The sequence below is a fragment of the Streptomyces sp. CB02959 genome, assembly GCF_002803155.1.
GTDB lineage: Bacteria > Actinomycetota > Actinomycetes > Streptomycetales > Streptomycetaceae > Streptomyces.
Genome location: NZ_NNBP01000004.1, coordinates 89,337 through 114,969, shown reverse-complemented (window position 1 = coordinate 114,969; position 25,633 = coordinate 89,337). Strand labels below are relative to the sequence as shown.

At 73.0% G+C, this 25,633-nt stretch carries 26 protein-coding genes and 1 pseudogene; 16 read left to right on the top strand and 11 right to left on the bottom strand.

The window, feature by feature from the left end; translation table 11 throughout:
- The first annotated feature begins 195 nt into the window (after positions 1–195).
- The 12 genes from CG747_RS08500 to CG747_RS08445 all read left to right on the top strand — a co-directional run bounded on the left by CG747_RS08500 (position 196) and on the right by CG747_RS08445 (position 9,969).
- Positions 196–1,014, top strand: coding sequence for a metalloregulator ArsR/SmtB family transcription factor (locus tag CG747_RS08500; RefSeq protein ID WP_100601033.1), 819 nt, complete (start codon positions 196–198; stop codon positions 1,012–1,014).
- Positions 1,011–2,432, top strand: coding sequence for a Fe-S cluster assembly protein SufB (gene sufB, locus CG747_RS08495; RefSeq protein ID WP_100601032.1), 1,422 nt, complete (start codon positions 1,011–1,013; stop codon positions 2,430–2,432). The genes CG747_RS08500 and sufB overlap by 4 nt, the downstream gene beginning before the upstream one ends.
- 62 nt (positions 2,433–2,494) lie before the next feature.
- Entirely contained in the window at positions 2,495–3,679 is a 1,185-nt protein-coding gene (gene sufD, locus CG747_RS08490) for a Fe-S cluster assembly protein SufD (RefSeq protein ID WP_100601031.1), read from the top strand.
- The gene (locus CG747_RS08485) at positions 3,676–3,993 is read left to right on the top strand and encodes a non-heme iron oxygenase ferredoxin subunit (RefSeq protein ID WP_030411902.1); all 318 of its coding nucleotides are present in this window, start codon (positions 3,676–3,678) and stop codon (positions 3,991–3,993) included. Before sufD ends, CG747_RS08485 begins: the two co-directional genes overlap by 4 nt.
- Positions 3,994–4,000: 7 nt before the next feature.
- A complete protein-coding gene (sufC, locus tag CG747_RS08480; RefSeq protein WP_100601030.1) occupies positions 4,001–4,765 on the top strand; it encodes a Fe-S cluster assembly ATPase SufC in 765 nt (254 codons plus the stop codon).
- Positions 4,762–6,018 (top strand): cysteine desulfurase, encoded by a 1,257-nt coding sequence (locus tag CG747_RS08475; protein WP_100601029.1) that lies wholly within the window; start codon positions 4,762–4,764, stop codon positions 6,016–6,018. Before sufC ends, CG747_RS08475 begins: the two co-directional genes overlap by 4 nt.
- A gap of 52 nt (positions 6,019–6,070) precedes the next feature.
- Entirely contained in the window at positions 6,071–6,529 is a 459-nt protein-coding gene (gene sufU / locus CG747_RS08470; RefSeq protein ID WP_100601028.1) for a Fe-S cluster assembly sulfur transfer protein SufU, read from the top strand.
- A complete protein-coding gene (locus tag CG747_RS08465; protein ID WP_016578639.1) occupies positions 6,526–6,861 on the top strand; it encodes a metal-sulfur cluster assembly factor in 336 nt (111 codons plus the stop codon). Before sufU ends, CG747_RS08465 begins: the two co-directional genes overlap by 4 nt.
- 180 nt (positions 6,862–7,041) lie before the next feature.
- Entirely contained in the window at positions 7,042–7,362 is a 321-nt protein-coding gene (locus CG747_RS08460) for a multidrug efflux SMR transporter (RefSeq protein WP_100601027.1), read from the top strand.
- Positions 7,362–7,910 carry a TetR/AcrR family transcriptional regulator gene (locus CG747_RS08455; RefSeq protein WP_100601026.1) on the top strand — a complete coding sequence of 183 codons (549 nt, stop codon included), beginning with the start codon at positions 7,362–7,364 and terminating at the stop codon, positions 7,908–7,910. Before CG747_RS08460 ends, CG747_RS08455 begins: the two co-directional genes overlap by 1 nt.
- A gap of 122 nt (positions 7,911–8,032) precedes the next feature.
- Positions 8,033–9,022 carry a 2,3,4,5-tetrahydropyridine-2,6-dicarboxylate N-succinyltransferase gene (gene dapD / locus CG747_RS08450; RefSeq protein ID WP_100601025.1) on the top strand — a complete coding sequence of 330 codons (990 nt, stop codon included), beginning with the start codon at positions 8,033–8,035 and terminating at the stop codon, positions 9,020–9,022.
- A gap of 140 nt (positions 9,023–9,162) precedes the next feature.
- Positions 9,163–9,969 (top strand): EI24 domain-containing protein, encoded by an 807-nt coding sequence (locus tag CG747_RS08445; RefSeq protein WP_100601024.1) that lies wholly within the window; start codon positions 9,163–9,165, stop codon positions 9,967–9,969.
- A gap of 84 nt (positions 9,970–10,053) precedes the next feature.
- Here CG747_RS08445 and CG747_RS47830 read toward each other — a convergent pair whose 3' ends face one another.
- Together CG747_RS47830 and CG747_RS08440 are read right to left on the bottom strand one after the other, a co-directional pair.
- The gene (locus CG747_RS47830; RefSeq protein WP_180985464.1) at positions 10,054–10,197 is read right to left on the bottom strand and encodes a hypothetical protein; all 144 of its coding nucleotides are present in this window, start codon (positions 10,195–10,197) and stop codon (positions 10,054–10,056) included.
- Between the two features lie 135 nt (positions 10,198–10,332).
- On the bottom strand, positions 10,333–12,207 hold the full coding sequence (locus tag CG747_RS08440; protein ID WP_100601023.1) for an endonuclease/exonuclease/phosphatase family protein: 1,875 nt from the start codon (positions 12,205–12,207) through the stop codon (positions 10,333–10,335).
- A gap of 207 nt (positions 12,208–12,414) precedes the next feature.
- On the opposite strand from CG747_RS08440, the gene CG747_RS08435 reads away from it, so the two are divergent.
- Positions 12,415–13,920, top strand: coding sequence for a hypothetical protein (locus tag CG747_RS08435; RefSeq protein WP_100601022.1), 1,506 nt, complete (start codon positions 12,415–12,417; stop codon positions 13,918–13,920).
- A 25-nt stretch (positions 13,921–13,945) separates the two neighbouring features.
- Here CG747_RS08435 and CG747_RS08430 read toward each other — a convergent pair whose 3' ends face one another.
- On the bottom strand, positions 13,946–14,842 hold the full coding sequence (locus CG747_RS08430) for a class I SAM-dependent methyltransferase (protein WP_100601021.1): 897 nt from the start codon (positions 14,840–14,842) through the stop codon (positions 13,946–13,948).
- Between the two features lie 103 nt (positions 14,843–14,945).
- Here CG747_RS08430 and CG747_RS08425 point away from each other — a divergent pair, with 103 nt between their 5' ends.
- A complete protein-coding gene (locus tag CG747_RS08425) occupies positions 14,946–15,962 on the top strand; it encodes an MsnO8 family LLM class oxidoreductase (RefSeq protein WP_100601020.1) in 1,017 nt (338 codons plus the stop codon).
- A gap of 61 nt (positions 15,963–16,023) precedes the next feature.
- Here CG747_RS08425 and CG747_RS08420 read toward each other — a convergent pair whose 3' ends face one another.
- The 3 genes from CG747_RS08420 to CG747_RS08410 all read right to left on the bottom strand — a co-directional run bounded on the left by CG747_RS08420 (position 16,024) and on the right by CG747_RS08410 (position 18,578).
- A complete protein-coding gene (locus CG747_RS08420) occupies positions 16,024–17,268 on the bottom strand; it encodes a TerD family protein (RefSeq protein ID WP_100601019.1) in 1,245 nt (414 codons plus the stop codon).
- A gap of 89 nt (positions 17,269–17,357) precedes the next feature.
- Complete coding sequence (locus CG747_RS08415; protein ID WP_100601018.1) at positions 17,358–17,630, bottom strand: GlsB/YeaQ/YmgE family stress response membrane protein; 273 nt, start codon at positions 17,628–17,630, stop codon at positions 17,358–17,360.
- 138 nt (positions 17,631–17,768) lie between these two features.
- Complete coding sequence (locus CG747_RS08410) at positions 17,769–18,578, bottom strand: NAD(P)-dependent oxidoreductase (RefSeq protein WP_100601017.1); 810 nt, start codon at positions 18,576–18,578, stop codon at positions 17,769–17,771.
- Positions 18,579–18,842: 264 nt separating this feature from the next.
- Between CG747_RS08410 and CG747_RS08405 the strand changes: the two genes are divergently transcribed.
- Entirely contained in the window at positions 18,843–19,820 is a 978-nt protein-coding gene (locus tag CG747_RS08405) for a 5-dehydro-4-deoxyglucarate dehydratase (RefSeq protein ID WP_100601016.1), read from the top strand.
- Entirely contained in the window at positions 19,820–21,082 is a 1,263-nt protein-coding gene (locus CG747_RS08400; protein ID WP_257980288.1) for a hypothetical protein, read from the top strand. The genes CG747_RS08405 and CG747_RS08400 overlap by 1 nt, the downstream gene beginning before the upstream one ends.
- On the opposite strand, the pseudogene CG747_RS08395 reads toward CG747_RS08400, so the two are convergent.
- The 5 genes and pseudogenes from CG747_RS08395 to CG747_RS08375 all read right to left on the bottom strand — a co-directional run.
- Positions 21,079–21,735 (bottom strand): annotated as a pseudogene (locus CG747_RS08395) (class F sortase); the annotation flags it as partial. The gene CG747_RS08400 and the pseudogene CG747_RS08395 overlap by 4 nt on opposite strands.
- Positions 21,736–21,826: 91 nt before the next feature.
- The gene (locus CG747_RS08390; RefSeq protein WP_100601014.1) at positions 21,827–22,471 is read right to left on the bottom strand and encodes a hypothetical protein; all 645 of its coding nucleotides are present in this window, start codon (positions 22,469–22,471) and stop codon (positions 21,827–21,829) included.
- Positions 22,472–22,639: 168 nt separating this feature from the next.
- The gene (locus CG747_RS08385; RefSeq protein WP_100601013.1) at positions 22,640–23,296 is read right to left on the bottom strand and encodes a response regulator transcription factor; all 657 of its coding nucleotides are present in this window, start codon (positions 23,294–23,296) and stop codon (positions 22,640–22,642) included.
- Positions 23,293–24,552: a sensor histidine kinase gene (locus CG747_RS08380; protein WP_180985442.1), complete on the bottom strand. Its 1,260-nt coding sequence runs from the start codon at positions 24,550–24,552 to the stop codon at positions 23,293–23,295. The genes CG747_RS08385 and CG747_RS08380 overlap by 4 nt, the downstream gene beginning before the upstream one ends.
- 151 nt (positions 24,553–24,703) lie before the next feature.
- Positions 24,704–25,474 (bottom strand): IclR family transcriptional regulator, encoded by a 771-nt coding sequence (locus tag CG747_RS08375; protein WP_100601012.1) that lies wholly within the window; start codon positions 25,472–25,474, stop codon positions 24,704–24,706.
- Positions 25,475–25,633 lie beyond the last annotated feature (159 nt).

The following is a 25,633-nucleotide window of genomic DNA, read 5'->3' as shown; positions in this document are numbered from 1 at the left end:
GCCGGGAGCGGGGGCCGGGACCTGTCCAGGAGGCGTGCGGGGGCGGCCTCCGGAGCGGTCCTCCGGAAGGGCCGATGCCGGTTTCGGAGCGTGAGGGGCGACCCCGTCATTAGGTGACCCTAAGTGATGGAGGCCACCGGTCCGCGATGCGATACGGGGTTGAATCGCTTCGACGAATTACGCAACAATGGCGTTGTGAAAAACGCGAGCGAGGATCGGAAGGGGCCCGCGGCCCGGCAGACCGCCGGTCCGGACTCCACCGCGCCCGCGCACGACGAGCAGCGCGGCACTCGCAACCGCGTCGCCCGCTCCGTCCTCGACCACGGCCCGTCCACCGCGGCCGAGCTGGCCCTCCGTCTGGAGCTGACCCAGGCCGCGGTCCGCCGTCATCTGGACGCGCTGGTCGCCGAGGGGGTCGTGGAGCCTCGCGAGAAGCGGGTCTACGGCGCTCGCGGCCGCGGCCGTCCGGCCAAGGCGTTCGCCCTCACCGAGTGCGGTCGGGACGCTTTCGACCAGGCATACGACGACCTCGCCGCCGATGCGATGCGCTGGATCGCGCAGAGCGCGGGCGGCGGCGCCAAGGGCGAGGCGGCGGTCGCCGCGTTCGCCCGGGCCCGGCTCGCCGCCCAGGCCGAGGGGTACCGCGAGGCGGTCGAGACGGCCGCGCCGGAGGCCCGCACCGAGGCCCTGGCGAAGGCGTTGACCGCGGACGGGTACGCTGCTACGGCGCGCAGTGCGCCCAATCCACAGCTCGGTGAACAGCTCTGCCAGCACCACTGCCCGGTCGTCCACGTCGCCGAGCAGTACCCGCAGCTGTGCGAGGCGGAGACCGAGGTCTTCTCCCGATTGCTCGGGACCCACGTACAGCGCCTTGCCACCATCGCCCACGGCGACGGGGTGTGCACGACCTTCGTCCCGAAGGCCGGCGCCGGCAAGGCAGCTCACCGCACCGGTGAGCGCCCCACCAAGACCACCACAGCATCTGCTAGCACGGCCGGGAGGAACCCCGCATGACGCTCCCCACGGAGACTGCTCACCCTGAGCTCGAGGGACTGGGTAAGTACGAATATGGCTGGGCCGACTCCGACATCGCCGGCGCCGCTGCCAAGCGCGGCCTGTCCGAGGCCGTCGTCCGCGACATCTCGTCGAAGAAGGACGAGCCGGAGTGGATGCTCAAGCTGCGCCTCAAGGGGCTGAAGCTGTTCGACAAGAAGCCCATGCCGACCTGGGGTTCCGACCTCTCGGGCATCGACTTCGACAACATCAAGTACTTCGTCCGCTCCACCGAGCAGCAGGCCGCCTCCTGGGAGGACCTGCCCGAGGACATCAAGAACACCTACGACAAGCTGGGCATCCCGGAGGCGGAGAAGCAGCGCCTGGTCGCCGGTGTCGCCGCGCAGTACGAGTCCGAGGTCGTCTACCACCAGATCCGTGAGGACCTGGAGGCTCAGGGCGTCATCTTCCTGGACACCGACACCGCGCTGAAGGAGCACCCGGAGCTCTTCCAGGAGTACTTCGGCACGGTCATCCCGGTCGGCGACAACAAGTTCGCGTCGCTGAACACCGCGGTCTGGTCCGGTGGCTCGTTCATCTACGTGCCCAAGGGTGTCCGCGTGGACATCCCGCTGCAGGCCTACTTCCGGATCAACACCGAGAACATGGGCCAGTTCGAGCGGACGCTGATCATCGTCGACGAGGACGCCTACGTCCACTACGTAGAGGGCTGCACCGCGCCGATCTACAAGTCGGACTCGCTGCACTCCGCGGTCGTCGAGATCATCGTGAAGAAGGGCGGCCGCTGCCGCTACACGACCATCCAGAACTGGTCGAACAACGTCTACAACCTGGTCACCAAGCGCGCCGTCGCCTACGAGGGCGCGACCATGGAGTGGGTCGACGGCAACCTCGGTTCCAAGGTCACCATGAAGTACCCGGCGGTCTACCTCATGGGTGAGCACGCCAAGGGCGAGACCCTCTCGATCGCCTTCGCGGGCGAGGGCCAGCACCAGGACGCCGGTTCCAAGATGGTCCACATGGCGCCGAACACCTCCTCCAACATCGTCTCCAAGTCGGTGGCGCGGGGCGGCGGCCGGACCTCCTACCGCGGTCTGGTCGAGATCGGCGAGGGCGCCGCGGGCTCCAAGTCCAACGTGCTGTGCGACGCGCTGCTGGTGGACACCATCTCCCGCTCGGACACCTACCCGTACGTGGACGTCCGCGAGGACGACGTCTCCATGGGCCACGAGGCGACCGTCTCCAAGGTCAGCGAGGACCAGCTCTTCTACCTGATGAGCCGGGGTCTGAGCGAGCAGGAGGCCATGGCGATGATCGTCCGCGGCTTCGTCGAGCCGATCGCCCGTGAGCTGCCGATGGAGTACGCGCTGGAGCTCAACCGGCTGATCGAGCTGCAGATGGAAGGCGCGGTCGGCTGACCCCGGCCCCCACGCAGCGACTGACTCCCGCAAGAACGCAGAAAGCGAGCTAGACGACAGCCATGGCTGAGGCTCAGAACATCCCGTTGGGTTCCACGACCGCCGGTTCCGTCGCGGTGGCCGCGGAGTCCACCGTCGCCACCCGGATGAGCGCCCCGCCGTCCTACGACGTGGCGGACTTCCCGGTGCCGCACGGCCGCGAGGAGGAGTGGCGGTTCACGCCGCTCGCGCGGCTGCGCGGTCTGCACGACGGCAGCGCCGCGGCCGGCGGTCCCGACCTGAAGGTCGACATCACCGCGCCCGAGGGCGTCACCCACGAGCTCGTCGACCGCGCCGACCCGCGGGTCGGCAAGGCCGGCACGCCGGTGGACCGGGTCGCCGCGCAGGCGTACAGCACGTTCGAGAAGGCGTCGGTGGTCACCGTCCCCAAGGAGACGGTCCTCACCGAGCCGATCCGGATCCGGGTGCACGGCGAGGGCGGCACCGCCTTCGGCCACCAGGTCATCGAGCTGGGCGCGTTCGCCGAGGCCGTCGTGGTCATCGACCACACCGGTGACGGCGTGCTCGCCGCCAACGTCGACTACCTCCTCGGCGACGGCGCCAAGCTGACCGTGGTCTCCGTCCAGGACTGGGACGACACCGCCGTCCACTGCGGCCAGCACAACGCCCTGGTCGGCCGGGACGCCACCTTCAAGTCCGTGGTCGTCACCTTCGGCGGCGACCTGGTCCGCCTCCACCCGCGGATCACCTACGCGGCGCCGGGCGGCGAGGCCGAGCTCTACGGCCTGTACTTCACCGAGCAAGGCCAGCACCAGGAGCACCGCCTCTTCGTCGACCACGACGTGGCCAACTGCCGCTCCCACGTGACCTACAAGGGCGCGCTGCAGGGCCAGGACGCGCACGCGGTCTGGATCGGCGACGTCCTCATCCAGGCGGCCGCCACCGGCACCGACACCTACGAGCTCAACCGCAACCTCGTCCTCACCGACGGCGCGCGGGTCGACTCGGTGCCCAACCTGGAGATCGAGACCGGCGAGATCGTCGGCGCCGGCCACGCCTCGGCGACCGGCCGGTTCGACGACGAGCAGCTCTTCTACCTGATGGCCCGCGGCATCCCCGCCGACGAGGCGCGCCGACTGGTCGTCCGCGGCTTCTTCGCCGAGCTGGTCCAGCAGATCGGCGTCCCGGACGTCGAGGAGCGCCTGATGAGCAAGATCGAAGCCGAGCTGGAAGCGTCCGCGGCATGAGCTACGTACGCGCGGCCGCGCTGAGCGAGCTGGAGGAGGACACCCCCAAGAGGGTGGAGATCGACGGCACGCCGATCTCGCTGGTGCGCACCGAGGGCGAGGTGTTCGCGATCAACGACATCTGCTCGCACGCCAACGTCTCGCTCTCCGAGGGCGAGGTCGAGGACTGCTCGATCGAGTGCTGGCTGCACGGCTCCAGCTTCGACCTGCGGACCGGCAAGCCGTCCGGCCTTCCCGCGACGCGCCCCGTCCCCGTATACCCCGTAAAGATCGAAGGGGACGACGTGCTCGTCTCCGTCACCCAGGAGTCCTGAGTTCCCCATGGCAACGCTTGAGATCCACGACCTGCACGTCTCCGTCGAGGCCGAGAACGGCCAGCGCGAGATCCTGAAGGGCGTCGACCTGACCGTGAAGCAGGGCGAGACGCACGCCATCATGGGCCCCAACGGCTCCGGCAAGTCGACCCTCGCCTACTCCCTCGCAGGTCACCCCAAGTACACGATCACCGGTGGCACCGTCACCCTCGACGGCGAGGACGTCCTTGAGATGTCCGTCGACGAGCGCGCCCGGGCCGGCGTCTTCCTCGCCATGCAGTACCCGGTCGAGGTCCCCGGTGTCTCGGTCTCCAACTTCCTGCGCACCTCCGCCACCGCGATCCGCGGCGAGGCCCCCAAGCTCCGCACGTGGGTCAAGGAGGTCAAGGAGGCCATGGCGCGTCTCCAGATGGACCCGGCGTTCGCCGAGCGCAACGTCAACGAGGGCTTCTCCGGCGGCGAGAAGAAGCGCCACGAGATCCTCCAGCTGGAGCTGCTCAAGCCGGCCATCGCGATCCTCGACGAGACCGACTCGGGCCTCGACGTCGACGCGCTGCGGATCGTCTCCGAGGGCGTCAACCGCATCCGCGAGACGGGCCAGGTGGGCACCCTGCTCATCACCCACTACACGCGGATTCTCCGCTACATCAAGCCCGACCACGTCCACGTCTTCGCCAACGGCCGGATCGCCGAGTCCGGCGGTCCCGAGCTGGCGGACAAGCTGGAGGCCGAGGGCTACGAGGCGTACGTGAAGGGTGGTACGACCGCGTGACACAGCTGCCGGGCCTCCTCGACACAGAGGCGATCCGCAAGGACTTCCCCCTCCTGGACCGCCAGGTCCACGACGGGAAGAAGATCGTGTACCTGGACAACGCGGCGACCTCGCAGAAGCCGCGCCAGGTCCTCGACGCCCTGAGTGCCTACTACGAACGCCACAACGCCAACGTCCACCGCGGCGTGCACGTGCTTGCCGAGGAGGCCACGGCGCTGTACGAAGGCGCCCGCGACAAGGTCGCCGCCTTCATCAACGCGCCGAGCCGCGACGAGGTGATCTTCACCAAGAACGCCTCGGAGTCGCTCAACCTCGTGGCGAACATGCTCGGCTGGGCCGACGAGCCCTACCGCGTGGACCGCGAGACCGAGATCGTCATCACGGAGATGGAGCACCACTCCAACATCGTCCCGTGGCAGCTGCTCTCGCAGCGCACCGGCGCGAAGCTGAAGTGGTTCGGCATCACCGACGACGGCCGCCTCGACCTGTCCAACATCGACGAGGTCATCACGGAGCAGACGAAGATCGTCTCCTTCACGCTGGTCTCCAACATCATGGGCACCGTCAACCCGGTCGAGACGATCGTCCGGCGCGCGCAGGAGGTCGGCGCGCTGGTGTGCATCGACGCCTCGCAGGCCGCGCCGCACATGGTGCTGGACGTCCAGGCGCTGCAGGCCGACTTCGTGGCCTTCACCGGCCACAAGATGTGCGGCCCGACCGGTATCGGCGTCCTGTGGGGCCGCCAGGAGCTGCTGGAGGACCTCCCGCCGTTCCTCGGTGGCGGCGAGATGATCGAGACGGTGTCCATGCACTCCTCGACCTACGCGCCCGCGCCGCACAAGTTCGAGGCCGGTACGCCCCCGATCGCGCAGGCCGTCGGCCTCGGCGCGGCCGTGGACTACCTCACCGCGATCGGCATGGAGAACATCGCCGCGCACGAGCACGCGCTCACCGAGTACGCCGTCAAGCGGCTGCTGGAGGTCCCCGACCTCAAGATCATCGGCCCGAGCACGGCCGAGGACCGCGGGGCGACGCTCTCCTTCACGCTCGGCGACATCCACCCGCACGACGTGGGCCAGGTTCTGGACGAGCAGGGCATCGCGGTGCGGGTGGGGCACCACTGCGCGCGCCCGGTCTGCCTGCGCTACGGAATTCCTGCGACCACGCGAGCGTCGTTCTATCTGTACTCCACCCCGGGTGAGGTCGACGCCTTGGTCGAGGGCCTGGAGCACGTCCGCAACTTCTTCGGTTAATGATCACCGCGGTTAACGAGCACGGCGGATGAGGACGAGGACTGACTGAGTCGTGAAGCTGGATTCCATGTACCAGGACGTCATCCTGGACCACTACAAGCACCCCCACGGGCGCGGTCTTCGGGACGGCGACGCCGAGGTGCACCACGTCAACCCCACGTGCGGCGACGAGATCACGCTCCGCGTGCGGCTCGACGGCACGACCATCGAGGACGTGTCGTACGAGGGGCAGGGCTGCTCCATCAGCCAGGCCAGCGCGTCGGTGCTCAACGACCTCCTGGTCGGCAAGGAGCTCGGCGAGGCGCAGCGGATCCAGGAGACGTTCCTGGCGCTGATGCAGTCCAAGGGCCAGGTGGAGCCGGATGACGCCATGGAGGAGGTGCTGGAGGACGCGGTGGCGTTCGCCGGTGTCTCCAAGTACCCGGCGCGTGTGAAGTGCGCCCTGCTCAGCTGGATGGCCTGGAAGGACGCCACGGCCAAGGCCCTTTCCCAGGAGGCGAAGACCGCATGACCGACACCCCGACCACCACCAAGCCGGCCTCGGAGGAAGAGGTCCGCGAGGCGCTGTACGACGTCGTCGACCCCGAGCTGGGCATCGATGTCGTCAACCTCGGGCTGATCTACGGCATCCACATCGACGACGCCAACATCGCCACCATCGACATGACGCTGACCTCGGCGGCCTGCCCGCTGACCGACGTCATCGAGGACCAGGCGAGGTCCGCCACGGACGGCATCGTCAACGAGCTGAAGATCAACTGGGTCTGGATGCCGCCGTGGGGCCCGGACAAGATCACCGACGACGGCCGCGAGCAGCTGCGCGCGCTGGGGTTCAACGTCTGAGCGTCGCTCCGCGGCGCCACCGCACGGTCGAAGCGGCCGTGTCCACCGGTTCCTCCGGTGGGCACGGCCGCTTTCGTCGTTCCGGGAGCCGGGAGCCGGGAGCCGGGAGCCGGGAGCCGGGAGCCGTCTCCCCCCGTTCGTTGCGTACGGCCGTACACAACGATGTGTACGCTCGTACGCATGGCCTATCTGACGCTCGCCGGCGCGATCCTCTCCGAGGTCCTCGCGACGACCTCGATGAAGTACAGCCACGGCTTCAGCAAGCTGTGGCCCTCGCTGGGCACCGCCCTCGGATACGTACTCGCCTTTGCCTTGCTCGCCCAGACGCTCAAGTCGATGAGCGTCGGGACCGCGTACGCGATCTGGGCCGGGGCCGGTACCGCGGCGATCGCCGCGATCGGGATGGTGTTCCTGGGCGAGAGCGCCAGCGCAGCCAAGATCTTCGGGGTGCTGCTGGTGATCGCCGGGGTGGTGGTGCTCAACCTCGACGGGGCGCACTGATGGCCCGGCGCTACGACCCGGAGCGGCGGCAGCGGATCATCGACGCGGCGCTCGCGGTGGTCGGAGAGCGGGGGATCGCCGGGCTCAGCCACCGCGCGGTGGCGGCCGCCGCGGACGTCCCGCTGGGCTCCACGACGTACCACTTCGCGACCCTCGACGACCTGCTGGTCGCCGCGCTGCGGCAGGCCAACGGCTGGTGGCTGGCGGACTTCGCGCGCTGGGTGGACGGGATCGACCCGGACGTGCCGCTCGCCGACGAGGCGGCCCGCCTGGTCGCCGAGACCCTCGCCGGGGACCGGGCGCGGGTGGAGCTGGAGTACGAGCTGTACCTGGCGGCGCTGCGCCACGAGGCGGTCCGGCCGATCGCGGCCGAGTGCCTGGACGAGATGGTGACGCTGCTCGCCCGGCGGATCGGCGACCGGGCCGCCGCCCGGGCGGTGGTGGCCTTCACCGACGGGCTGATGCTCCAGCACCTGCTCACCGGGCAGCCGTTCCAGCCGGCCCTGGTGCGCGAGGGGTTGGCCGGGGTGCTGGGAGCCGCCCGGTGAGCGGCGGCCGCGGGCCGGGCGGCTGGTGCGACCCTACGAGCCGGATGGTACGACCGTACGGCCCGGGACCGATCGCTGAGACCGGTTCGCCTCCGCGGGCGGGCTCCGGTTAGGTTTCCCACATGACCGATGCTGCAACTCCCCGTACCACCGGCGCCGTCGCCGCCGGGCTCGCCACCGTCGCCTCCGACGGCACCGTTCTCGACACCTGGTTCCCCGCGCCCGAGCTGGTCGACGCGCCCGGCCCGGCGGGCACCGAGCAGCTGGCGGACGACCGCGCCGCCGAGCTGCTGGGCGACGCCGTCCGCAAGGCCGTCGGCCCCGACCCGGTCCGCGGCGTGGAGGTCGTGGCCGTCCGCACGGTCATCGCCTCCCTGGACGACAAGCCGCTGGACGCGCACGACGTCTACCTGCGCCTGCACCTGCTCAGCCACCGCCTGGTCAAGCCGCACGGCCAGAGCCTGGAAGGCATGTTCGGCCTGCTGGCCAACGTCGCCTGGACCTCGCTCGGCCCGGTGCCCGTAGACCAGCTGGAGACGGCCCGGCTGAACGCCCGCGCGGAGGGCCTGCACCTCCAGGTCACCAGCGTCGACAAGTTCCCGCGGATGACCGACTACGTGGCGCCCGCCGGTGTCCGGATCGCCGACGCCGACCGGGTGCGGCTGGGCGCCCACCTCGCGGCCGGCACCACCGTCATGCACGAGGGCTTCGTCAACTTCAACGCCGGCACGCTGGGCACCTCGATGATCGAGGGCCGGATCAGCGCCGGTGTGCTGATCGGCGACGGCACCGACATCGGCGGCGGCGCCTCCACCATGGGCACCCTCTCCGGCGGCGGCAAGCAGATCATCTCGATCGGCGAGCGCTGCCTGCTCGGCGCCGAGTCCGGCATCGGCATCGCGCTGGGCGACGAGTGCGTGGTCGAGGCCGGTCTGTACGTGACCGCGGGCACCCGCGTCACGCTGCCCGACGGCCAGATCGTCAAGGCACTGGAGCTGTCCGGCGCCGACAACATCCTCTTCCGCCGGAACTCCACCACCGGCACCGTCGAGGCCCGCCCGAACAAGGCGGTCTGGGGCGGTCTGAACGAGATCCTGCACAGCCACAACTGACCGGGCACCGTCCCGCAGTCCTCGCCCCGGGCCCGGCGGCCGCACCGCCGGGCCCGGGGCGTGTGCGCGTGTCGACCCGGTACCGCGAAGCGTCGTCCCGGACCGGTCGGTTGTCACCCCGCGCCGATAGGGTGTGCCCCATGCGTGATCTTGTAGCGGGGGTGCGGTATCTGGGCCGGGGCGTGCGCTGGGTCGCCGGGCACGGCCGGTGGTGGGGGTTCGGGCTGATCCCCGCACTGGTCGCACTGGTGCTGTACGCGGGGCTGCTCACCGTGCTGGCCCTGTGGTCCGGCGACCTCGCCGCCTGGGCGACGCCGTTCGCCGACGGCTGGGGCTCGCCGTGGCAGGGCCTGCTGCGCGGGCTGTTCGTGGCGCTGCTGCTGGCCGGCGGGCTGACGCTGTCGGTGCTGACGTTCACCGCCGTCACCCTGCTGATCGGCGACCCGTTCTACGAGTCGCTGTCGGAGCAGGTCGAGGAGAGCGAGGGCGGCTGCCCGCCCGCCGCGGGCCGTCCGCTGTGGCGGGAGATCGGCATCGCGCTGCGGGACATGGTCCATGTGCTGCTGCGGGCCGCCGGGTTCGGGGTACTGCTGTTCCTCCTGGGCTTCCTGCCGTTCGTCGGGCAGACCGTGGTGCCGGCCGTCGGCTTCTGCGTCTCCGGTTTCTTCCTCACCGTCGAGCTGACCACGGTGGCGATGCAGCGCCGGGACATCCCGGTCCGCGAGCGGCTGCGGCTGCTGCGCGGCCGCAAGGCGCTGGCGGTGGGCTTCGGGACGCCGCTGGTGCTGCTGTTCCTGATCCCGTTCGTGGCGGTGGTGCTGATGCCGGGCGCGGTGGCCGGGGCGACCCTGCTGGTGCGGGAGCTGGTGCCGGCCGGACCGGATGCCGGGCCGCCGGTGGCGGACGGGGAGGAGCCGGAGGGACGGGCGGTGCCCGCCGCCTGGTGACCGCGTCCGGGGGCGCCCGGAACGACGGAGCGGCCGCCGCACCGTGTGGTGCGGCGGCCGCTCTTGCGTACTGCCCTACCCGCGTCAGTCAGCCTTGCGCGACCGCGGCTTCAGGTCCTGGGTGCGCTCGGCGGCGGACTCCTCCGACTGCGGCCGGTGCTGGTCGGAGCGGCGCTCGGCGGCCCGGTCCTGCTTGCCCGACTTACGGTTCTGCGACTTCGGCATCATGACTCCCTTTGTCTCGCCGAAACGGTGCTTGCCGTTCCAGTACCGCACCCCGGGGCGCAGTCGGCCCCCGGAAGTGGGCTGGTGGAGTGACGGGACGGTCACCCCAGGTGAGGCGAGGGGCAGGGATGCCGGGCGTCAGGGCTTGATCCGCAGCACCTGCGGGTCGTGGTCGCTGGTCTGGTCCGCGTACTCGGCGTTGATGTGCACCACGTCGTAGTCGGCGCGGGTCAGCGCCTTGCTGGTCAGCAGGTGGTCCAGTACCTGGGAGTTGCCCTGGTAGACGTAGCTGTAGCGCTCGGCGGCCGGCAGCTTGGTGACCTGGTCGGTGAGCACGCCGCCGCTGGTGAGGGTCTTGAGCGCGGGGGAGAACTGGTAGTCGTTGAGGTCGCCGGCCACCACCACGTCGGCCTTGGGGTCCTTGGCCAGCAGCTCCTTGACGAAGGCGTTGACCAGCTTCGCCTGCGCGGTGCGCTGGGTCTCCGAGGTCCGGGCCGGCGGCTGGAAGCGGCTGTCCAGGCCCTGGTCGCCGCCCTTGGAGTTGAAGTGGTTGGCGATCACGAAGACCCGGCGGTCGGGCTTGCCGCGCAGCGCGAACTCGCCGACCAGGGGCTTGCGGCTGGACTTCCACGCCGCGTCGGTCGGCGCGATCCGGCCCGGCGACGCGGACAGTCCGGCCCGGCCGTGGTCGTCGACGACCTTCACCGGCGTGGTCGCGTCGCCGCCCTTGACGTCGGTGAACGCCACCCGCTGCGGGTTGAAGAGGAACGCCACCCGGATGTTGCCGCCGGGCTGGCCGCCGTCCTGGTCGTTCTGCGGGTCGATCGCCCGCCACTCGTACGCCGGGCCGCCGGCGGCCTTGATGGCGTCGGTGAGCTTCTTGAGGGTGGTCCCCGCGGTGACCGTGCCGTCGTCCGTGGCGCCGCTGTCGTCCTGGACCTCCTCCAAGGCGACGACGTCGGGGGCGGCGAGGTTGTGCACCAGCCCCTTCGCCAGCCGGTCGAACTTGGTCTGCGGGTTGTCCGGGGCGAGGTTCTCGACGTTGTACGTCGCCACCGCCAGCTCGTCGGCCGCCTGCTTGCGGGTGACCTCGGGCGCCGGGGTGTGGACGGCGAGCGTGCCCAGTTCGGTGGCCTGGAGGGTGTAGCCGCCGAAGTTGTCGTAGTCCAGCGGGCCGGCGGTGGTGCCGTTCAGCCGGTCGCCGACGTTGGCCACCGGGAACGGCCGCCCTTCAGGGGTGCGAAGCTCCGGTGGAGCCGGCGCTTGCGCCGGGGGGATGAGGGACTGGACCTTGATCCGGCCGCCGTTGGGGTCGGCGTACGACCCGTAGAGCGTGCCGCCGCGGGCGGTGCGGTTGTGGCCGGGGGTGGCGGTCACCCACAGCTCGTTGTGGGTGTTGGTGGGGCCGACGACCGGGGCGCCGGTGACCGAGACCCGCATGCCCTCCAGCGACTCCAGGCGGTCGAGGGCGTACTTCGTGGGCCGGAGGGTGCGCGACTCGATGCTCCCGCCGCCCGCGTCGGGCGCGTAAGCCGCGGGAATCGAGGAAGCGTTGAGCTTGACGGGTGCCGGCAGCGGCTGGTCGCTCGCGGTGACCTGCCAGGTGGCACCGGTGATCTCGGTGACGGACTGGCCGCCGGCGTCCTTGCCGCCCGGGTAGTACTCGCTGACCGTGCCGCTGAAGGTGACCGCGTCGCCGACCGCGACCTTCGGCGTCTCCTTGCCGGTGAAGACGAAGACCGCCTCACTGGTCGCCGGGTCGTCGTCCGGGTGCGGGTCCTGGACCCAGAAGCCGCGGGACGAGCCGAACGCCCGGATCGCGGTCACGGTGCCGGGAACGTCGCCGACCTGCTTGCCGGCCAGCGGGGATATCCGGGTCCTGCCTTGTATGTCGTGGATCCGGGTGCCGGCCGCCGAGGCGGACTGCACGCTGAGCAGTCCGCCGGCGAGGGCGGCACAGGCAGCCACCGCGGTGAGGGCGACCGGTCTGCGGAGCGTACGACGGGATGGCATCAATGCCTCCGGAGAAGGGGGGTAGGAGATGTGGCGGAGCGGGACCGGCGCTCGCTACGCGCGTCAATCTCTTGTGTGCGCAAGGGAGTTGTCAAGGTTCTCCCGGTGGACGGGAGCGTACGGGAGGGTGAACCGTCCGGGATGGTGCGGATTCCGTCTACGCTTGGGCGGCGCACGAGCCGATGTCCGTCCGAGGAGCTGAGCCAGATGTCCGCAGACCGCCCCACCATGCCGCCGGTGCGGCTGCATTCCGAAGCGGAGCTGGCCCGCGCCGCGCTGAGCGCCCCGCTGCTGGCCCGGGCCGCCCGGCTCGCCCGGTGGGCCGGGTCCGGCGTCCCGGTCGGTGTCGGCGGTGAGCTGCTGGAGAAGCCGCTGGCCGAGGCCACCGAGCACCTGGGCCTGGCCGACGACGAGGACGGCCCCGCCTACGCCGCCGAGGCGTGGCAGCTGGCGGTGGACACCGGGCTGGTCGAGATCGCCGAGCACGAGGAGGGTGACGAGGCCGACGGGGTCGACGCCGCGAACCTCCCGGACGACGCCGCGGTCGGCACCGCCACCCCCGGCGAGGAGCTGGACCTGCTCACCTCCGGCAGCCCGCAGGACGTCCTGGACATCTGGCTCGGCGGCATGGAGACCGTGCTCGCCGACGCGGTCGCCCCGGACCTCTCCGACATCGCCGAGCAGCTCGCCGAGGGCGAGGAGCTCGACCTGGACGCCCTGGACTGGAACCCGGAGGAGGAGGCCGAGCTCCTGGACGGCATCCTCGGCAACCTCTACCTCCTCAGCGCCCTGGGCGAGGTCCCCGACCAGGATGTCCCGCTGCCCGCCCTGGCCGCCTCCATGATCGTCCCGGACGACATGGACGAGCCCACCGACGAGGTCCTCGAAGAGGTCTCCGACGCGATGATGCGGCTCGACGACCAGTTCCGGGTGCTGGAGCCGATCGGACTGGTCGCCTACCGGCCGGTCGACGAGGCGCTGATCGAGGAGCTCGACGAGGACGGCGAGACGGTGAGCGCGGCCGAGCCGCTCGCGGACGAGGACGTCGCCCGCTACGGCCTGGTCCGGCTCACCCCGCTCGGCGTCTGGGCGGTCCGCGCCCGGATGCTGGACGCCGGTGTGGACGCCCCCGCCGTCGGCGACCTCGCCACCAAGGGCGCCGATGCCCTGCTGACGGCGCTGCCCGACTACCCCGAGGCGATGGCCCAGGCGGAGTCCGAGCAGTGGCTCGCCGCCCGCGCCCCGCTGGACGCGGCCCGGGAGCTGCTCGCGGCCGCCCGCGGCGACGACGGGCACGGCCCGCTGCGCCGGCTCGCCGCCCAGCAGGCCCTCTCCCTGATCGCCCCCGAGGCCGAGCCGGCGCTGCGCGAGGTGCTCGACGACCGGCACCTGGGCGGGCTGGCCCGGGTCTGGCTCGCCGAGCGCGGACTGCCCGGCATCCCCGAGCCGTCCCAGGACCTGGTCTTCTGGCTGACGGTGGACACCATCGCGGCCCAGCTCGGCGACACCGACGACGAGTCGACCGCCGAACTCCAGGAACTGCTACAGGGGTTGAGCGACCAGCACAGCGGGTTCTTCGACGCGGTCTGGCGGGTGGACCACCCGGCCACCGCGGACGTGCTGGAGGCCATGGGGCGGCTCCACCCGGACAAGAAGGCCGCCAAGGAGGCGCGCAAGGCCGCCTTCAAGGCGCGGTCGCGGCAGGCCGGCTGAGCCGGTCCCGCACGGGGGCCCCGGCTCAGCCGGCCGGGGCCGCCGCCGTGATCAGGTAGTAGTCCAGCAGCCCCGTCTGATAGGCCGTCAGGTACTGCCGGGGCCACTTGTCGCGCAGCTCCGGCCGCTGCGCCATATAGCGGTCGTACTGCTCCCAGACGCCGTCGCCGATCGGCGTCACCGCGACGTCGGCCAGCCCGGCCCCGTCGAAGGTGGCGGCCACGTCGTCCACCAGGTGGGTCACGTCCAGCCCGTCCGCGTACGGGGGCAGCAGCTGGGGCAGTACCCGGACCGCCTCCGGGACCCGGGCGAAGAACGTGGTCAGCGCGAACCGGCCGGCCGGACGCAGTACGCGCACCACCTCCCGGGCGAAGCCGGCCAGGTCGCGGAAGTGCTGGGCGGCCTCGACGGAGTAGACGAAGTCGGTGCAGGCGTCCGGCAGCGGCATCCGCTGGGCCGGGCCGAGCACGAACTCCAGCCGGCGGGCGCCGGGGGCCTCGTGGAGCAGTTCGGCGTTGGCCTCCAGGGCGCGGGCGATCTGGTCCGGATGGGCGTCCAGGCCGATCACCGACCCGAAGTCGAACTCGCGCAGGGCCAGCGCACAGCCCAGGCCGCGCCCGCAGCCGACCTCCAGGGCGGTGCGGCCGCGCGGCCGGTCGAAGGTGTCCAGCACCAGCCGGTAGAGGTCCTGCTCGCTGCGGAGCCGGTCGTCCTCGGTCAGCGGCCGGTCCGCGGGCTCGGGCAGCCAGGCCCAGTAGCCGAAGTTGATGAAGCCGCCGGTGAACGCGGTGACGGTGCTGAGGTCCTCCTCGCCGTAGGTGGCGGCGACCCGCTCGGGGAGGTCCGGGCGGGCTGCGCCGTCCGGTTGGTCGGGGTGCGCGGACCGGCCGGATCCGCAGGTCGGGGGCGGCTGCTCGGTCATCGGACGCTCCTCGTCGTAGGCCGTGGGGGGGGAGAGGGGCCGAGGGGGCGTGGGGACGGAATCCTGGGCGCGTGCGGATGTTGAAGGGGAGGTGAGCTCGACGATGCGGACGACACAATTCTCGATCCTTGACCGCTCCCGCACCAGGGAAGGGCACCCGCCCGCGGCGGCGCTGCGGGACACCGTGGAGCTGGCCCGGCATGCCGAGCGGCTCGGGTACCACCGGTTCTGGGTGGCGGAGCACCACAGCGTGCCCGGTGTCGCCGGTTCGGCGCCCACGGTGCTGGCCGCCGCGGTGGCCTCGGCCACCACCGCCATCCGGGTGGGCACCGGCGGGGTGATGCTGCCCAATCACCGCCCGCTGGTGGTCGCCGAGCAGTTCGGCGTGCTCGCCTCGCTCTTCCCGGGCCGGATCGACATGGGTCTGGGCCGCTCGGTCGGCTTCACCGGCGGGATCCGGCGGGCGCTGGGCACGGAGAAGGACGCCGCCGAGGACTTCGAGGCGCAGCTCGCCGAGCTGCTGGGCTACTTCACGGGCACCCGGACCGCCCATCCGCAGGTCCACGCCCGGCCCGCCGAGGGGCTGGCGGTACCGGCGTTCGTGCTGGCCACCGGCGCGGGGGCGCGGGTGGCGGCGCGGGCCGGGCTGGCGCTGGTGATCGGCGACGTCCGGGACCCGGCGAAGCTGCTGCCGGCGATCGAGGAGTACCGCGCGGCGTTCCGCCCGTCGGGGCTCTGGGCGCGGCCGTACGTGGTGGTCTCCGGGACGGTGGCGGTGGCCGGGACGGCGGAGGCGGCCCGGCGGCTGCTCGTACCGGAGGCGCGGGCGCTGGCGTACTCGCGGACGCACGGGGTGTTCCCGCCGCTGCGCCCGGTGGCGGACGGGGAGCCGGCGGCCGCCGGGGCGGGCGTGTCCGAGCGGGAGCGGGGCTTCTACGAGGACGCGCTGCGAGGCCACCTCCACGGCACGGAGGAGCAGGTCGCACAGGAGCTCGGGACGCTGATCGAGCGGAGCGGGGCGGACGAGGTGCTGGTGACCACCAGCACCTACGACCGGGCGGCGCTGCTGGAGTCCTTCGAGCGGCTGGCCCGGCTGGCGGGACTGTCCAAACGGGGCTGAGCGGTACGGTGCCGGCCCCGGTGGGTGCGGGCGCAGGCGCCGCATCCACCGGGGGAGCGGACTACAGCGCGGCGGCCGCGGGCTTGACCATGCCGCGCACCGTGCGGGCGTCGACGAAGGAGCCCAGCGCGGTCATCTCCCACTCGCCGGAGAACTGCCGGATCAGCTTGGCCATGATCACGCCGGTCCGCGGTTCGGCGCCGGTCAGGTCGAAGCGGACCAGCTCCTCCCCGGTCTGGGCGTCGGTCAGCCGGCAGTATGCCTTGGCGACGTCCGAGAACTTCTGGCCGGAGAAGGAGTTGACGACGAAGACCAGGCCGGAGACCTGCGGGGGGATCCCGCCGAGGTGGACGGTGATCACCTCGTCGTCGCCGGCGCCGTCGCCGGTGAGGTTGTCGCCGGAGTGCTGGATCGCCGAGTCGAGGATCCTGAGCTTGCCGAAGTAGCAGCTGTCGATCTTGCCGCGGTCCGGGCCGTAGGCGATCACCGAGGCGTCCAGGTCGATGCTGCGGCCGCGCCGGGCGGGCTCCCAGCCCAGGCCCATCCGGACCGTGCTGAGCAGCGGGCGGCCGTCCTTGACCAGCGAGACGGTCTGGTTCTTCTGGAGGCTGACCCGGCCCTTGTCGAGGTTGACCTTCCCGGCGGCCGGCGGGGCCGCCGGGGCGGGGGGCTGCGGCGGGGCGAGCGGCGCCGGGGCTCCGGCCGGCGGTGCCCACTGCTCCGCGGGGACCGCCGCCGGGGGTGCCGGCGGGGCGGGAGGCGCCTGCGGGGCGGGCGGAACGGTCGCGGCGGGTGCCTGGGGCGCCGGCGCGGCGGCCGGCTCCTCGACGCTCACCCCGAAGTCGGTGGCGATGCCGGCGAGTCCGTTCGCGTACCCCTGGCCGACCGCGCGGACCTTCCAGCCGCCGCCGCGGCGGTAGAGCTCCACGACCACCAGCGCGGTCTCCGGGCCGAGTTGCGGCGGGGTGAAGGTGGCCAGGACTCCGCCGCCGTCCGCGTCGCGGACCGTGCCGGTCGGTTCGGTCCCGGCGAAGGTCGCACCGGGCGCGTCCGGGCTCGCGGTGATCACGACCTTGTCGATGTCCGCGGGCACCGCGGCGGTGTCCACCGTGATGGTGTCGCCGCCGGGCGCCGTGCCGTGGCTCACCCCCGGCCCCGTGGGCTGGTTGTAGAACACGAAGTCGTCGTCGGAGCGCACCTTGCCGCCGGCGGTGAGCAGCAGGCCCGACACGTCCAGCCGCACGGGTGCGGTGACGGTCACCGCCACCCGCGCGGCGGTGAGCGGGAGGTTCGAGCCAGGAGTCATTGCGGTCATGCCAGCCCTAACGGTCCGGGGGTGTGCGCGGTTCCCCGCGGGCGCCGCCCCGGGGCGGCCGGGGGGGGTGTCCGCGCTGGTCAGCGTCGGGCGCGGGAGTTGCCGAAGAGCAGCCGGTAGGCGATCAGCAGGACCAGGGAGCCGGCCACCGCGGCGATCCACATGGCCGGGTCGTAGAAGTCCTTGGGTATCGGGCGGTCCAGGATGCGGGTGGAGAGCCAGCCGCCGATGAAGGAGCCGGCGATGCCGATCAGGGTGGTGCCGACGAGGCCGCCCGGGTCCCGTCCCGGCAGCAGGACCTTGGCGATGACGCCCGCGATCAGGCCCAGGAGGAGCCAGCTGACGATGCCCATGGTGTGTTACCTCGTTCTCGCGTCGTGTGCTTCGCGCCCGCCGGCACCCGGTGGGGTGCCGGCGGGCGTTGTGCCCTCAAGGACGCCGGGCGGCGGGGACGAGGTTCCGTACGGTGGTGGATTGTCAGGGAATCGCGATCAATGCTGCCAAATGGGCGGGTTTGTGCAGAAGGTTCCGCCGAGGTGGGTGTGTTCGGGGTTCTCCGGGTCGAGTTCCCCCTGGGCGGCGATGAGCCGGGCGGCGTACGGCTCGGAGTCGTCCTGCGGCTCGTAGCCGAGGGCGCGGGCGGTGGACAGGTCCCACCACAGGCGGGTGTTGGCGGAGGAACCGTAGGCGATGGTGTGGCCGACGTGGTCGGCGGTGAGCGCGGCGTGCAGCAGTCGGGCGCAGTCCGCCGGGCTCAGCCAGAGGGAGAGCATCCGCACCGTGGTCGGCTCCGGGAAGCACGAGCCGATGCGCAGCGACACGGTCTCGATGCCGTGCCGCTCCCAGTAGAGGGCGGCCAGGTCCTCGCCGAAGCCCTTGGACAGGCCGTAGAAGGTGTCGGGACGGTGCGGGATGTCGACCGGGAGGGCGGCGGAGCCGTCCGGCGGGCGCGGGGCGAAGCCGACGGCGTGGTTGGAGGAGGCGAAGACCACCCGCCGCACGCCGGCCTCGCGGGCCGCCTCGTAGAGCCGGTAGGTGCCCTCGATGTTGGCCCGCAGGATCTTCTCGAACGACGACTCCAGGGAGATGCCCGCGAGGTGGACGACGGCGTCGACCCCTTCGACGGCCGCGCGCAGCGCCCCGGTGTCGGCCAACTCCGCGGTGATGGCGTCCGGTTCGCCGTCGATCGGGCGCTCGTCGAACAGGCGCAGGCGGTAGCCGTAGGGCGGCAGCAGTGCCCGCATCAGGGTGCCGACGCCGCCGGCGGCGCCGGTGAGCAGGACGGTGCGGGGTGCGGTCATGGGCGGTACTCCTCCGGCTGGGCGGCGGGGGCAGGCGCGCGGACCAGGTTCACATGGGTGGACGCGCCAGATGGGGGGACACGCTAGGGAGGCCGATCCTGGCCGGTCAAGACGTATGACGGAATGGTCAAATCGGCTTGTACGGCACGGGTTTGGGACCCTTGACCCGCCCGGTTCGGCTGCAATACCGTGCTGCCGTTCAGAGATATGGACATCGATCATAAACGTATACGAGATCGCGTCTGTGTACGTCAGGGAGAGCCCGTGACCGCACACCCTCGCCCCGCCGCCGGGAGGTCCCCCGACCTCGCCGACCGCCTCGACGGACTGCTGTTCTTCCCCGTGACCGCGTACGCACCCGGTGGCGCGGTGGACCTGGACGCCTTCCGCGCGCATGTGCGCGGCGGCCTCGACGCCGGTGCGGGCGCCGTCTTCGCCTGCTGCGGTACCGGCGAGTTCCACGCCCTCACCCCCGACGAGTACGCCGCCTGCGTCGCCGCGGCCGTCGAGGAGACCGCCGGGCGGGTCCCGGTGCTGGCCGGCACCGGCTACGGCACCGCGCTCGCCGGCCACTTCGCCCGCCTCGCGCACACCGCCGGCGCCGACGGACTGCTCGCCATGCCGCCGTACCTCGTCCAGGCCGACCAGTCCGGCCTGCTCCGCCACTACGCCGCGCTCGCCGCCGCCACCCCGCTCCCGGTCATCGTCTACCAGCGCGACAACGCCGTCTTCACGCCGGACACCGTCGCCGCCCTCGCCCGCACCCCCGGCATCATCGGCCTCAAGGACGGCCTGGGCGACCTGGACCTGCTCCAGCGGATCATCAGCGCGGTCCGCACCGACGCCCCCGGCCGGCCGTTCCGCTACTTCAACGGCCTGCCCACCGCCGAACTCACCGGCCCCGCCTACCGCGGCCTCGGCGTCCACCTCTACTCCTCCGCCGTCTTCGCCTTCGCCCCCGAGATCGCGCTCGCCTTCCACCGGGCGCTGGGCGACGGCGACGAGCCCACCGTCACCCGCCTGCTGGACGGCTTCTACCGCCCGCTGGTGGAACTCCGCAACGAGGGCCGCGGATACGCCGTTTCGCTGGTCAAGGCGGGCGTGGGACTGCGCGGCGGACCGGCCGTCGGTGGGGTGCGGCCACCGCTGTGCGACCCCCGGCCCGAACACGTCGAGCGCCTCGCCCACCTCCTCGACCGCGGTCTGGCGCTGGCCGCGGCCGCCCCCGGGCGCGGCGCCTGATGCGCGCCGCCGCCTTCCTCTACCCCTGGGACGTGGTCGGCGACCCGCGCGCCGCCACCCGCCTCGCCGAACTCGGCCTCCAGCAGGTCACGTTGGCCGCCGCCTACCACTCCACCCGCGCCCTCACCCCGCGCCACCCCCGCCACCGCATCGTCACCGCCCGGCACTCCGCCGTCCTCTACCCGCCCGACCCGGACCGCTGGGCGGGCCGCGCGCTGCGCCCGTACACCCAGGACTGGGTCGCCGACCCGGACCCCTTCGGCACCGCCGCGCGGGCGCTGACCGCCGCCGGCCTGGAGGTGCACAGCTGGGTCGTCCTCGCCCACAACTCCCGCCTCGGCGCCGACCATCCGTCCTCGGTCGTCCGCAACGCCTACGGCGACCGCTACCCGTGGGCGCCCTGCATCGCCCGCCCCGAGGTGTTCGACCACCTCGTCCGCCTCGCCGCCGAGGCCGCCGTCCGGCCCGGCGCCCGGGGCGTGGAGCTGGAATCCTGCGGCTGGTACGGGCTGGCGCACCTGCACGGCCACGACAAGGTCGCGGGCGTCGGACTGGGCGGCGCCGCGGAGTACCTGATGTCCCTGTGCTGCTGCCCGGTGTGCCTCGCCGGATACGCCGGACTCGGCCTGGCGGAGGACGAGGTGCCGGCGGCCGTGCGGCGCGCCCTGGAGCCGGTGTGGGCCGGCGCCGCGCCACCGGACGGCGGCGGCCGGGCGGCGGAGTGGGCCGCCGTCGAGGAACTGCTGGGCGAGGAGACGGCCGGTGCGGTGCGCGCCTGGCGGGACCGGGCAGCGGGCGCGCTGCGGCGCGCGGTGGTGCACGCCGTGCGGGACGCCGCGGCTTCGGCCGGGGTGGACGGCTTCCGGGTGCTGCTGCACGCAGACCCCGCCCCGCACCGGTGCGGGGCCAACGCCGGGGTGGACCCGGCGGCGGCCCTGGCGTGCGCGGACGGGGTGGTGGTGCCCTGTACCGGGGACGCCGCGGTCCGGGCCGCGGCACTGGGGCCGTTCGCGTCCCGCCCGGCGGGCACGACGCTGGCCGCCAACCTCACCGTGGTCGCCGGGATGGGCGGCAGCCCCGGCACGCTGGCCGCCGACTCCGCACACGCCGCCGCGCTCGGCGCGGACGAACTGCGGCTCTACCACGCGGGGTTGGCCGGCGCGGCGGACCTGGCGGCGGTGCGGGGGGCGCTGCGGGCGCTGAACCGGTCGGCCGGCGGCCGGGCCCAGGGCAGCGGCGCGGAGTCCGCCCCACCCACCTGACTACTCGTCAGATGAGCGAAGACCACGACATTGCCCAGGTACTCCTGCCGGGACCGGTTGAAACCGCCGCCGCAGGTGATCAGGCGGAGTTCGGGGCGGCGCGCCTCGCCGTAGACCTTCTCGTCCGGGAAGTGCCGCCCGTCGTACACCTCCACCGCGTCGACCGTGAACACCGCGGTCCGCCCGTCCGCCCGCAGGATCCGCACGGTGTGCCCCCTCTTCAGGGCGCCCAGGCGGTAGAAGACCGCGGGGCCCGCGCGGGTGTCCACGTGCCCCGCGATCAGGGCGGTGCCGGTGGCGCCCGGCGGGGTGCCCTCCGCGTACCAGCCCGCCAGGTTCCGGTCGCCCTCCGGCGGCGGCGCCAGGCTGCCGTCCGCGGCCAGCCCCAGCCGGGTCAGCGGTGCGTCGATGCGCAGCGACGGCACCGCCACCCGGAGCGGCTCCGCGGCCGGCAGCGGTGGCGCGGCCGGGTGCCCGGTCGCCGCCCCCGCGCCCGGCGGCCCGGTGGTGAACCCCTGCGCGGCGGACGGCTGGGGCGGCGCGGTGTCCCGGGTGCCGTTGGCGATCAGCCAGCCGCCGGCAGCGCACGCGGCGGCGGCCGCCAGCGCACCGGCCCACCGCGCCCGGCCCCTGCGGCCGCGTCCGCGGCCCATCCGCCCTGGTTCCCCGCCGCCACCCGGCGGCGGGGAACCAGGCCGTGGGGAGCCGTCGGGCGGCATGGTCGGCCGGGAGCGGGGACCGGAGTCAGTACCGGCCGCCGGGCCGCCGCCGGCGGACCAGCCAGACCCCGGTGGCGGCGGCCACCAGCACCACACCGGCGCCCGCGGCGATCTCGGTGGTGCTGACGCCGTCCTCGCTGGTGGACCCCTCGCCGGTCTTCATCTTGCCCTTGGGCGGCATGGTGCTGCCCGGCGCTGGCATCGCGGAGTGCTCCTTGGCGGGCATGCTCGGCTTGGCGCTGTGCCCCATCCCAGGACTCATGCTCATGCTCGGGCTCATGCTCATCCCGGGGCTCATGCTCGGACCGGCGGACGCCTCCTGCGTGCCGACCCGGACCGTACCGGTGAGCTCCTTGCCGTCGGCACACTTGCCGCCGATCCCGTAATTGCCCGGCTTGGTGCCGGACTTGACCATCACCTTCCCCATCAGGGAGCCCTTGGCGGAGCCCGGGGCGAAGGTGACCGTGCCGCCGCCGAGGGCGGCGGCGTCCACGCTCGCCGAGCGGCTGCTCCCGCACCCCGTGGTGGAGAGGGAGACCGTGGAACCGGCCTTGGCCATGCCCGGTGAGACCTCGATGGTGCCGAAGTCGCCGGCGTACGCCGCGGTGGCGGCCAGACCCAGCGTGGCGGCGGACAGCGCGGTGCCGGTGAGCAGTCGGGTGGAACGCATGGGAACAACCTCCGCGAAGCGCGGCCGCGGCACAGGTGTGCCACTGGGGAAGTCGGTGGAGTTCCGCGCCTCCTCCCACGAGATAAGCCCCCGACGGCCCCGCGGTCCTGCTGGCCTACGGTGAACGGGTGAGCGGACCCGGCCGACTGCGCCGTCCGGGTCCCACGGTCACCCCGGCCGGACGAACCCGCACTCGTACGCGGCGATCACCGCCTGCGTCCGGTCCCGCACCCCGAGCTTGGCCAGCACCCCGGCGACATGCGTCTTCACGGTGGCCGGGCCGACCCCCAGCCGCTCGGCGATCTCCGCGTTGGTCAGCCCGGCCGTCATCAGCCGCAGCACCGCACCCTCCCGCTCCGACAGCCGGTCCCGCAGCGCCCGCGCCGTCTCGGCCGCGGCCCGCTCCCCGGCGTGCCGGGCGGCCAGCGCCCGCACCGCGGCCGGGAACAGCAGCGAATCGCTGCGCGCCACCAGCCGCACCGCCTGGACCAGCTCGTCGGCGCGGGCCCGCTTGAGGAGGAACCCGCTGGCCCCGGCGCGCAGCGCGTCGTAGACGTAGGCGTCGTTCTCGAAGGTGGTGACGACCAGGACCCGGGGCGGATCCGCCGAGCCGGCCAGGATCCGCTCGGTCGCCCGGATCCCGTCGATCCCCGGCATCCGGACGTCCATCAGCACGACGTCCGGGCGCAGGTCGCGGACCAGTGGCACCGCCGCCGCGCCGTCCGCCGCCTCGCCGACCACCTCCATGTCGGCCTCCGCGCCCAGGATGGCGCGGAGCGCGGTGCGCACCATCCGCTCGTCGTCGGCGAGCACGATCCGGATCACGCCGGGCCCCCGTCCCCGCGGCCGGGCCCGGCGAACGGCAGCCGGGCGGTCAGCCGCCAGCCGCCGTCCGCGGACCCGGCCGACGCCGCACCGCCCAGCAGCCGGGCCCGTTCGGCGATGCCGCGCAGCCCGCGCCCGCCGCCGGTGCGGCCCGCCCCGCCCGGCTCCGCCGCAGCGGCCACCGGATTCTCCATCACCAACGCCAACTCCCCCTCTTCCACCCGAATTCGCACGGCCACCGGAACCGGTCCGGCGTGCCGCAGGGCATTGCTCAGCCCCTCCTGGACGATCCGGTACGCCTCCCGCGAGACCACCGGCGGCACCGCCGCGCGGTCCCCGGACAGCTCCGCCGCGATCTCGACGCCCGCCGCGCGGGTCCGGTCGAACAGCGCCTCCAGGGCGTCCAGGGTGGGCGCGGGCGCGGCCGGACCGGCCGGACCGGTGTCGTGCTCGGCCCGCAACAGGCCCAGCACGGTGTCGAGTTCGGCGACCGCCTCGCGGGTGGTGTCCTCGATGGCGGCCAGCGCCTGCCGGGCGAACTCCGGGTCGCTGTCCAGCACCCGGCGGGCCGCCCCCGCCTGCAGGGTGACCGCGCTCAGCGCGTGGCCCACCGCGTCGTGCAGTTCGCGCGCCAGCCGGTTGCGGGCCGCGAGTTCGGCCGCCCGGCGTTCGGCGGCGGCCAGCCGGTCGGCGGTGGTGGGGCCCAGCAGCGCCGGCGCGCAGCGGGCCAGCAGTGCCCCCGCGCCCCAGACGGTGCCCAGCAGCAGCGCCAGCAGGGCCAGACCGGCCGACGGCGCGGCCCACCCGTCGGCGGCGCGCGGCCATCCCAGCGGCGGTACGTCGACGCCGAACGGCGCGGCCAGCAGCACCACCGCGGCCGGCGGCACGCCCAGCGTCATCCCGCTGACGATCCCGCCGGCCAGCAGGTGCGCCGTGAACCACAGCGCGCTGCGCCGCCGCGCCGCCCAGGACCGGGCCGGTCCGTCGGCCAGCCGCTCCGCGGGCACCGCGCACAGCGCCCGGACGGCGGCCGTCTCCAACGGCCGCAGCAGCGGGAAGAGCAGCGCGGCCAGCGCGGCCAGCGGCAGCGCCCCGCCGAACGTGGCGAACTGCCAGCCGAGGCGGCCCAGCGGGTCCGCGCCGGGCACGAGGAGCGTCAGCGCCACCGACGTCAGCAGGAAGAACGGCATCAACAGCGCCCCGCCCAGCACCAGATGGACCCAGCGCCGCGCCACCCGGCCCGCGGTCAGCCGCATCGGACGGCTCCGGTGGTCCGTGCCGCGCGTTCGGCGAAGAAACGGGCCCCCGCGACGGCCACCGGCATCCCCGTGATCATGCGCACAGCGTAGGTGAGCCCGTGCACCGCCTCCAGGAGCCGCCGGGCGGAGGGCCGCCGGGCCGCCCGGTTCAGAGCCGGCGGGTGGCCAGCGTCAGCCGGTCCCGGGCGTCGAACAGCGCGTCCTTGATCGTCTGCTCGTGGGCGGAGGTCAACCGGGCCACCGGCACCGAGCAGCTGATCGCGTCCCGGGCCGGGGTGCGGTAGGGGATCGCCACGCCGAAGCAGCGCAGCCCGAGGGTGTTCTCCTCGCGGTCCACCGCGAAGCCCTGCTCGCGGACCGTGTGCAGCTCCTCGATCAGCTGCTCGCGGTCGGTGAGGGTGTGCTCGGTCAGCGCGGCCAGGGTGGGCGGCAGCATCGCCCGCACCTGGTCGTCGGTGTGGGTGGCGAGCAGCGCCTTCCCCAACGACGTGGAGTGCGCGGGCAGTCGGCGGCCGACCCGGGTGAACGGGCGCAGGTAGTGCTGCGACTGGCGGGTGGCGAGGTAGACGACGTTGACGCCGTCGAGCCGGGCGAGGTGGATGGTCTCGGCGGTGTCGTCGGAGAGCCGGTCCAGCGTGGGCCGGGCGGCGGCCACCACCTCGTCGCCGTCGATGTACGAGGTGCCGACCAGCAGGGCGCGGACGCCGATGCCGTAGCGGGTGCCGGTGGCGTCGGTCTCCACCCAGCCGAGGTCGACCAGGGTGCGCAGCAGCATGTAGAGGCTGGACTTGGGGTATCCGACGGCTTCCTGGACGGAGGCGAGGCTGTGCATGCCGGGGCTGCCCGCGAAGTATTCGAGCAACTCCACCGTCCGCACCGCGGACTTGACCTGCGCTCCACCGGCCTCGGCAGCTGACATCGCCCTTGACCCCTCTGTTCGGACAGCCATAGAGTCCCAGGGATTCATCATCTGGGACAGCGTTCAGCATATAGAACGCCGTCCCGTGTGCGGCAAGGGTTCGCGCGGCAACGACTCGGCCCGGGAGGGACGCACGGTGACAGTGGCGGGAGCAGCACC

Bases quoted from the DNA above. Each gene is read 5' to 3' on its own strand.
- CG747_RS08435 (WP_100601022.1), top strand. From the start codon at position 12,415: ATGTCCGCAGACCGCCCCACCATGCCGCCGGTGCGGCTGCATTCCGAA.
- CG747_RS08390 (WP_100601014.1), bottom strand. From the start codon at position 22,471: ATGCGTTCCACCCGACTGCTCACCGGCACCGCGCTGTCCGCCGCCACG.
- CG747_RS08420 (WP_100601019.1), bottom strand. From the start codon at position 17,268: ATGACTCCTGGCTCGAACCTCCCGCTCACCGCCGCGCGGGTGGCGGTG.
- CG747_RS08375 (WP_100601012.1), bottom strand. From the start codon at position 25,474: ATGTCAGCTGCCGAGGCCGGTGGAGCGCAGGTCAAGTCCGCGGTGCGG.
- CG747_RS08425 (WP_100601020.1), top strand. From the start codon at position 14,946: ATGCGGACGACACAATTCTCGATCCTTGACCGCTCCCGCACCAGGGAA.
- CG747_RS47830 (WP_180985464.1), bottom strand. From the start codon at position 10,197: ATGATGCCGAAGTCGCAGAACCGTAAGTCGGGCAAGCAGGACCGGGCC.
- CG747_RS08485 (WP_030411902.1), top strand. From the start codon at position 3,676: ATGAGCTACGTACGCGCGGCCGCGCTGAGCGAGCTGGAGGAGGACACC.
- CG747_RS08430 (WP_100601021.1), bottom strand. From the start codon at position 14,842: ATGACCGAGCAGCCGCCCCCGACCTGCGGATCCGGCCGGTCCGCGCAC.
- CG747_RS08455 (WP_100601026.1), top strand. From the start codon at position 7,362: ATGGCCCGGCGCTACGACCCGGAGCGGCGGCAGCGGATCATCGACGCG.
- CG747_RS08445 (WP_100601024.1), top strand. From the start codon at position 9,163: ATGCGTGATCTTGTAGCGGGGGTGCGGTATCTGGGCCGGGGCGTGCGC.
- sufD (WP_100601031.1), top strand. From the start codon at position 2,495: ATGGCTGAGGCTCAGAACATCCCGTTGGGTTCCACGACCGCCGGTTCC.
- CG747_RS08440 (WP_100601023.1), bottom strand. From the start codon at position 12,207: ATGCCATCCCGTCGTACGCTCCGCAGACCGGTCGCCCTCACCGCGGTG.
- CG747_RS08380 (WP_180985442.1), bottom strand. From the start codon at position 24,552: ATGCGGCTGACCGCGGGCCGGGTGGCGCGGCGCTGGGTCCATCTGGTG.
- CG747_RS08400 (WP_257980288.1), top strand. From the start codon at position 19,820: ATGCGCGCCGCCGCCTTCCTCTACCCCTGGGACGTGGTCGGCGACCCG.
- sufC (WP_100601030.1), top strand. From the start codon at position 4,001: ATGGCAACGCTTGAGATCCACGACCTGCACGTCTCCGTCGAGGCCGAG.
- CG747_RS08410 (WP_100601017.1), bottom strand. From the start codon at position 18,578: ATGACCGCACCCCGCACCGTCCTGCTCACCGGCGCCGCCGGCGGCGTC.
- CG747_RS08415 (WP_100601018.1), bottom strand. From the start codon at position 17,630: ATGGGCATCGTCAGCTGGCTCCTCCTGGGCCTGATCGCGGGCGTCATC.
- CG747_RS08465 (WP_016578639.1), top strand. From the start codon at position 6,526: ATGACCGACACCCCGACCACCACCAAGCCGGCCTCGGAGGAAGAGGTC.
- CG747_RS08460 (WP_100601027.1), top strand. From the start codon at position 7,042: ATGGCCTATCTGACGCTCGCCGGCGCGATCCTCTCCGAGGTCCTCGCG.
- sufB (WP_100601032.1), top strand. From the start codon at position 1,011: ATGACGCTCCCCACGGAGACTGCTCACCCTGAGCTCGAGGGACTGGGT.
- dapD (WP_100601025.1), top strand. From the start codon at position 8,033: ATGACCGATGCTGCAACTCCCCGTACCACCGGCGCCGTCGCCGCCGGG.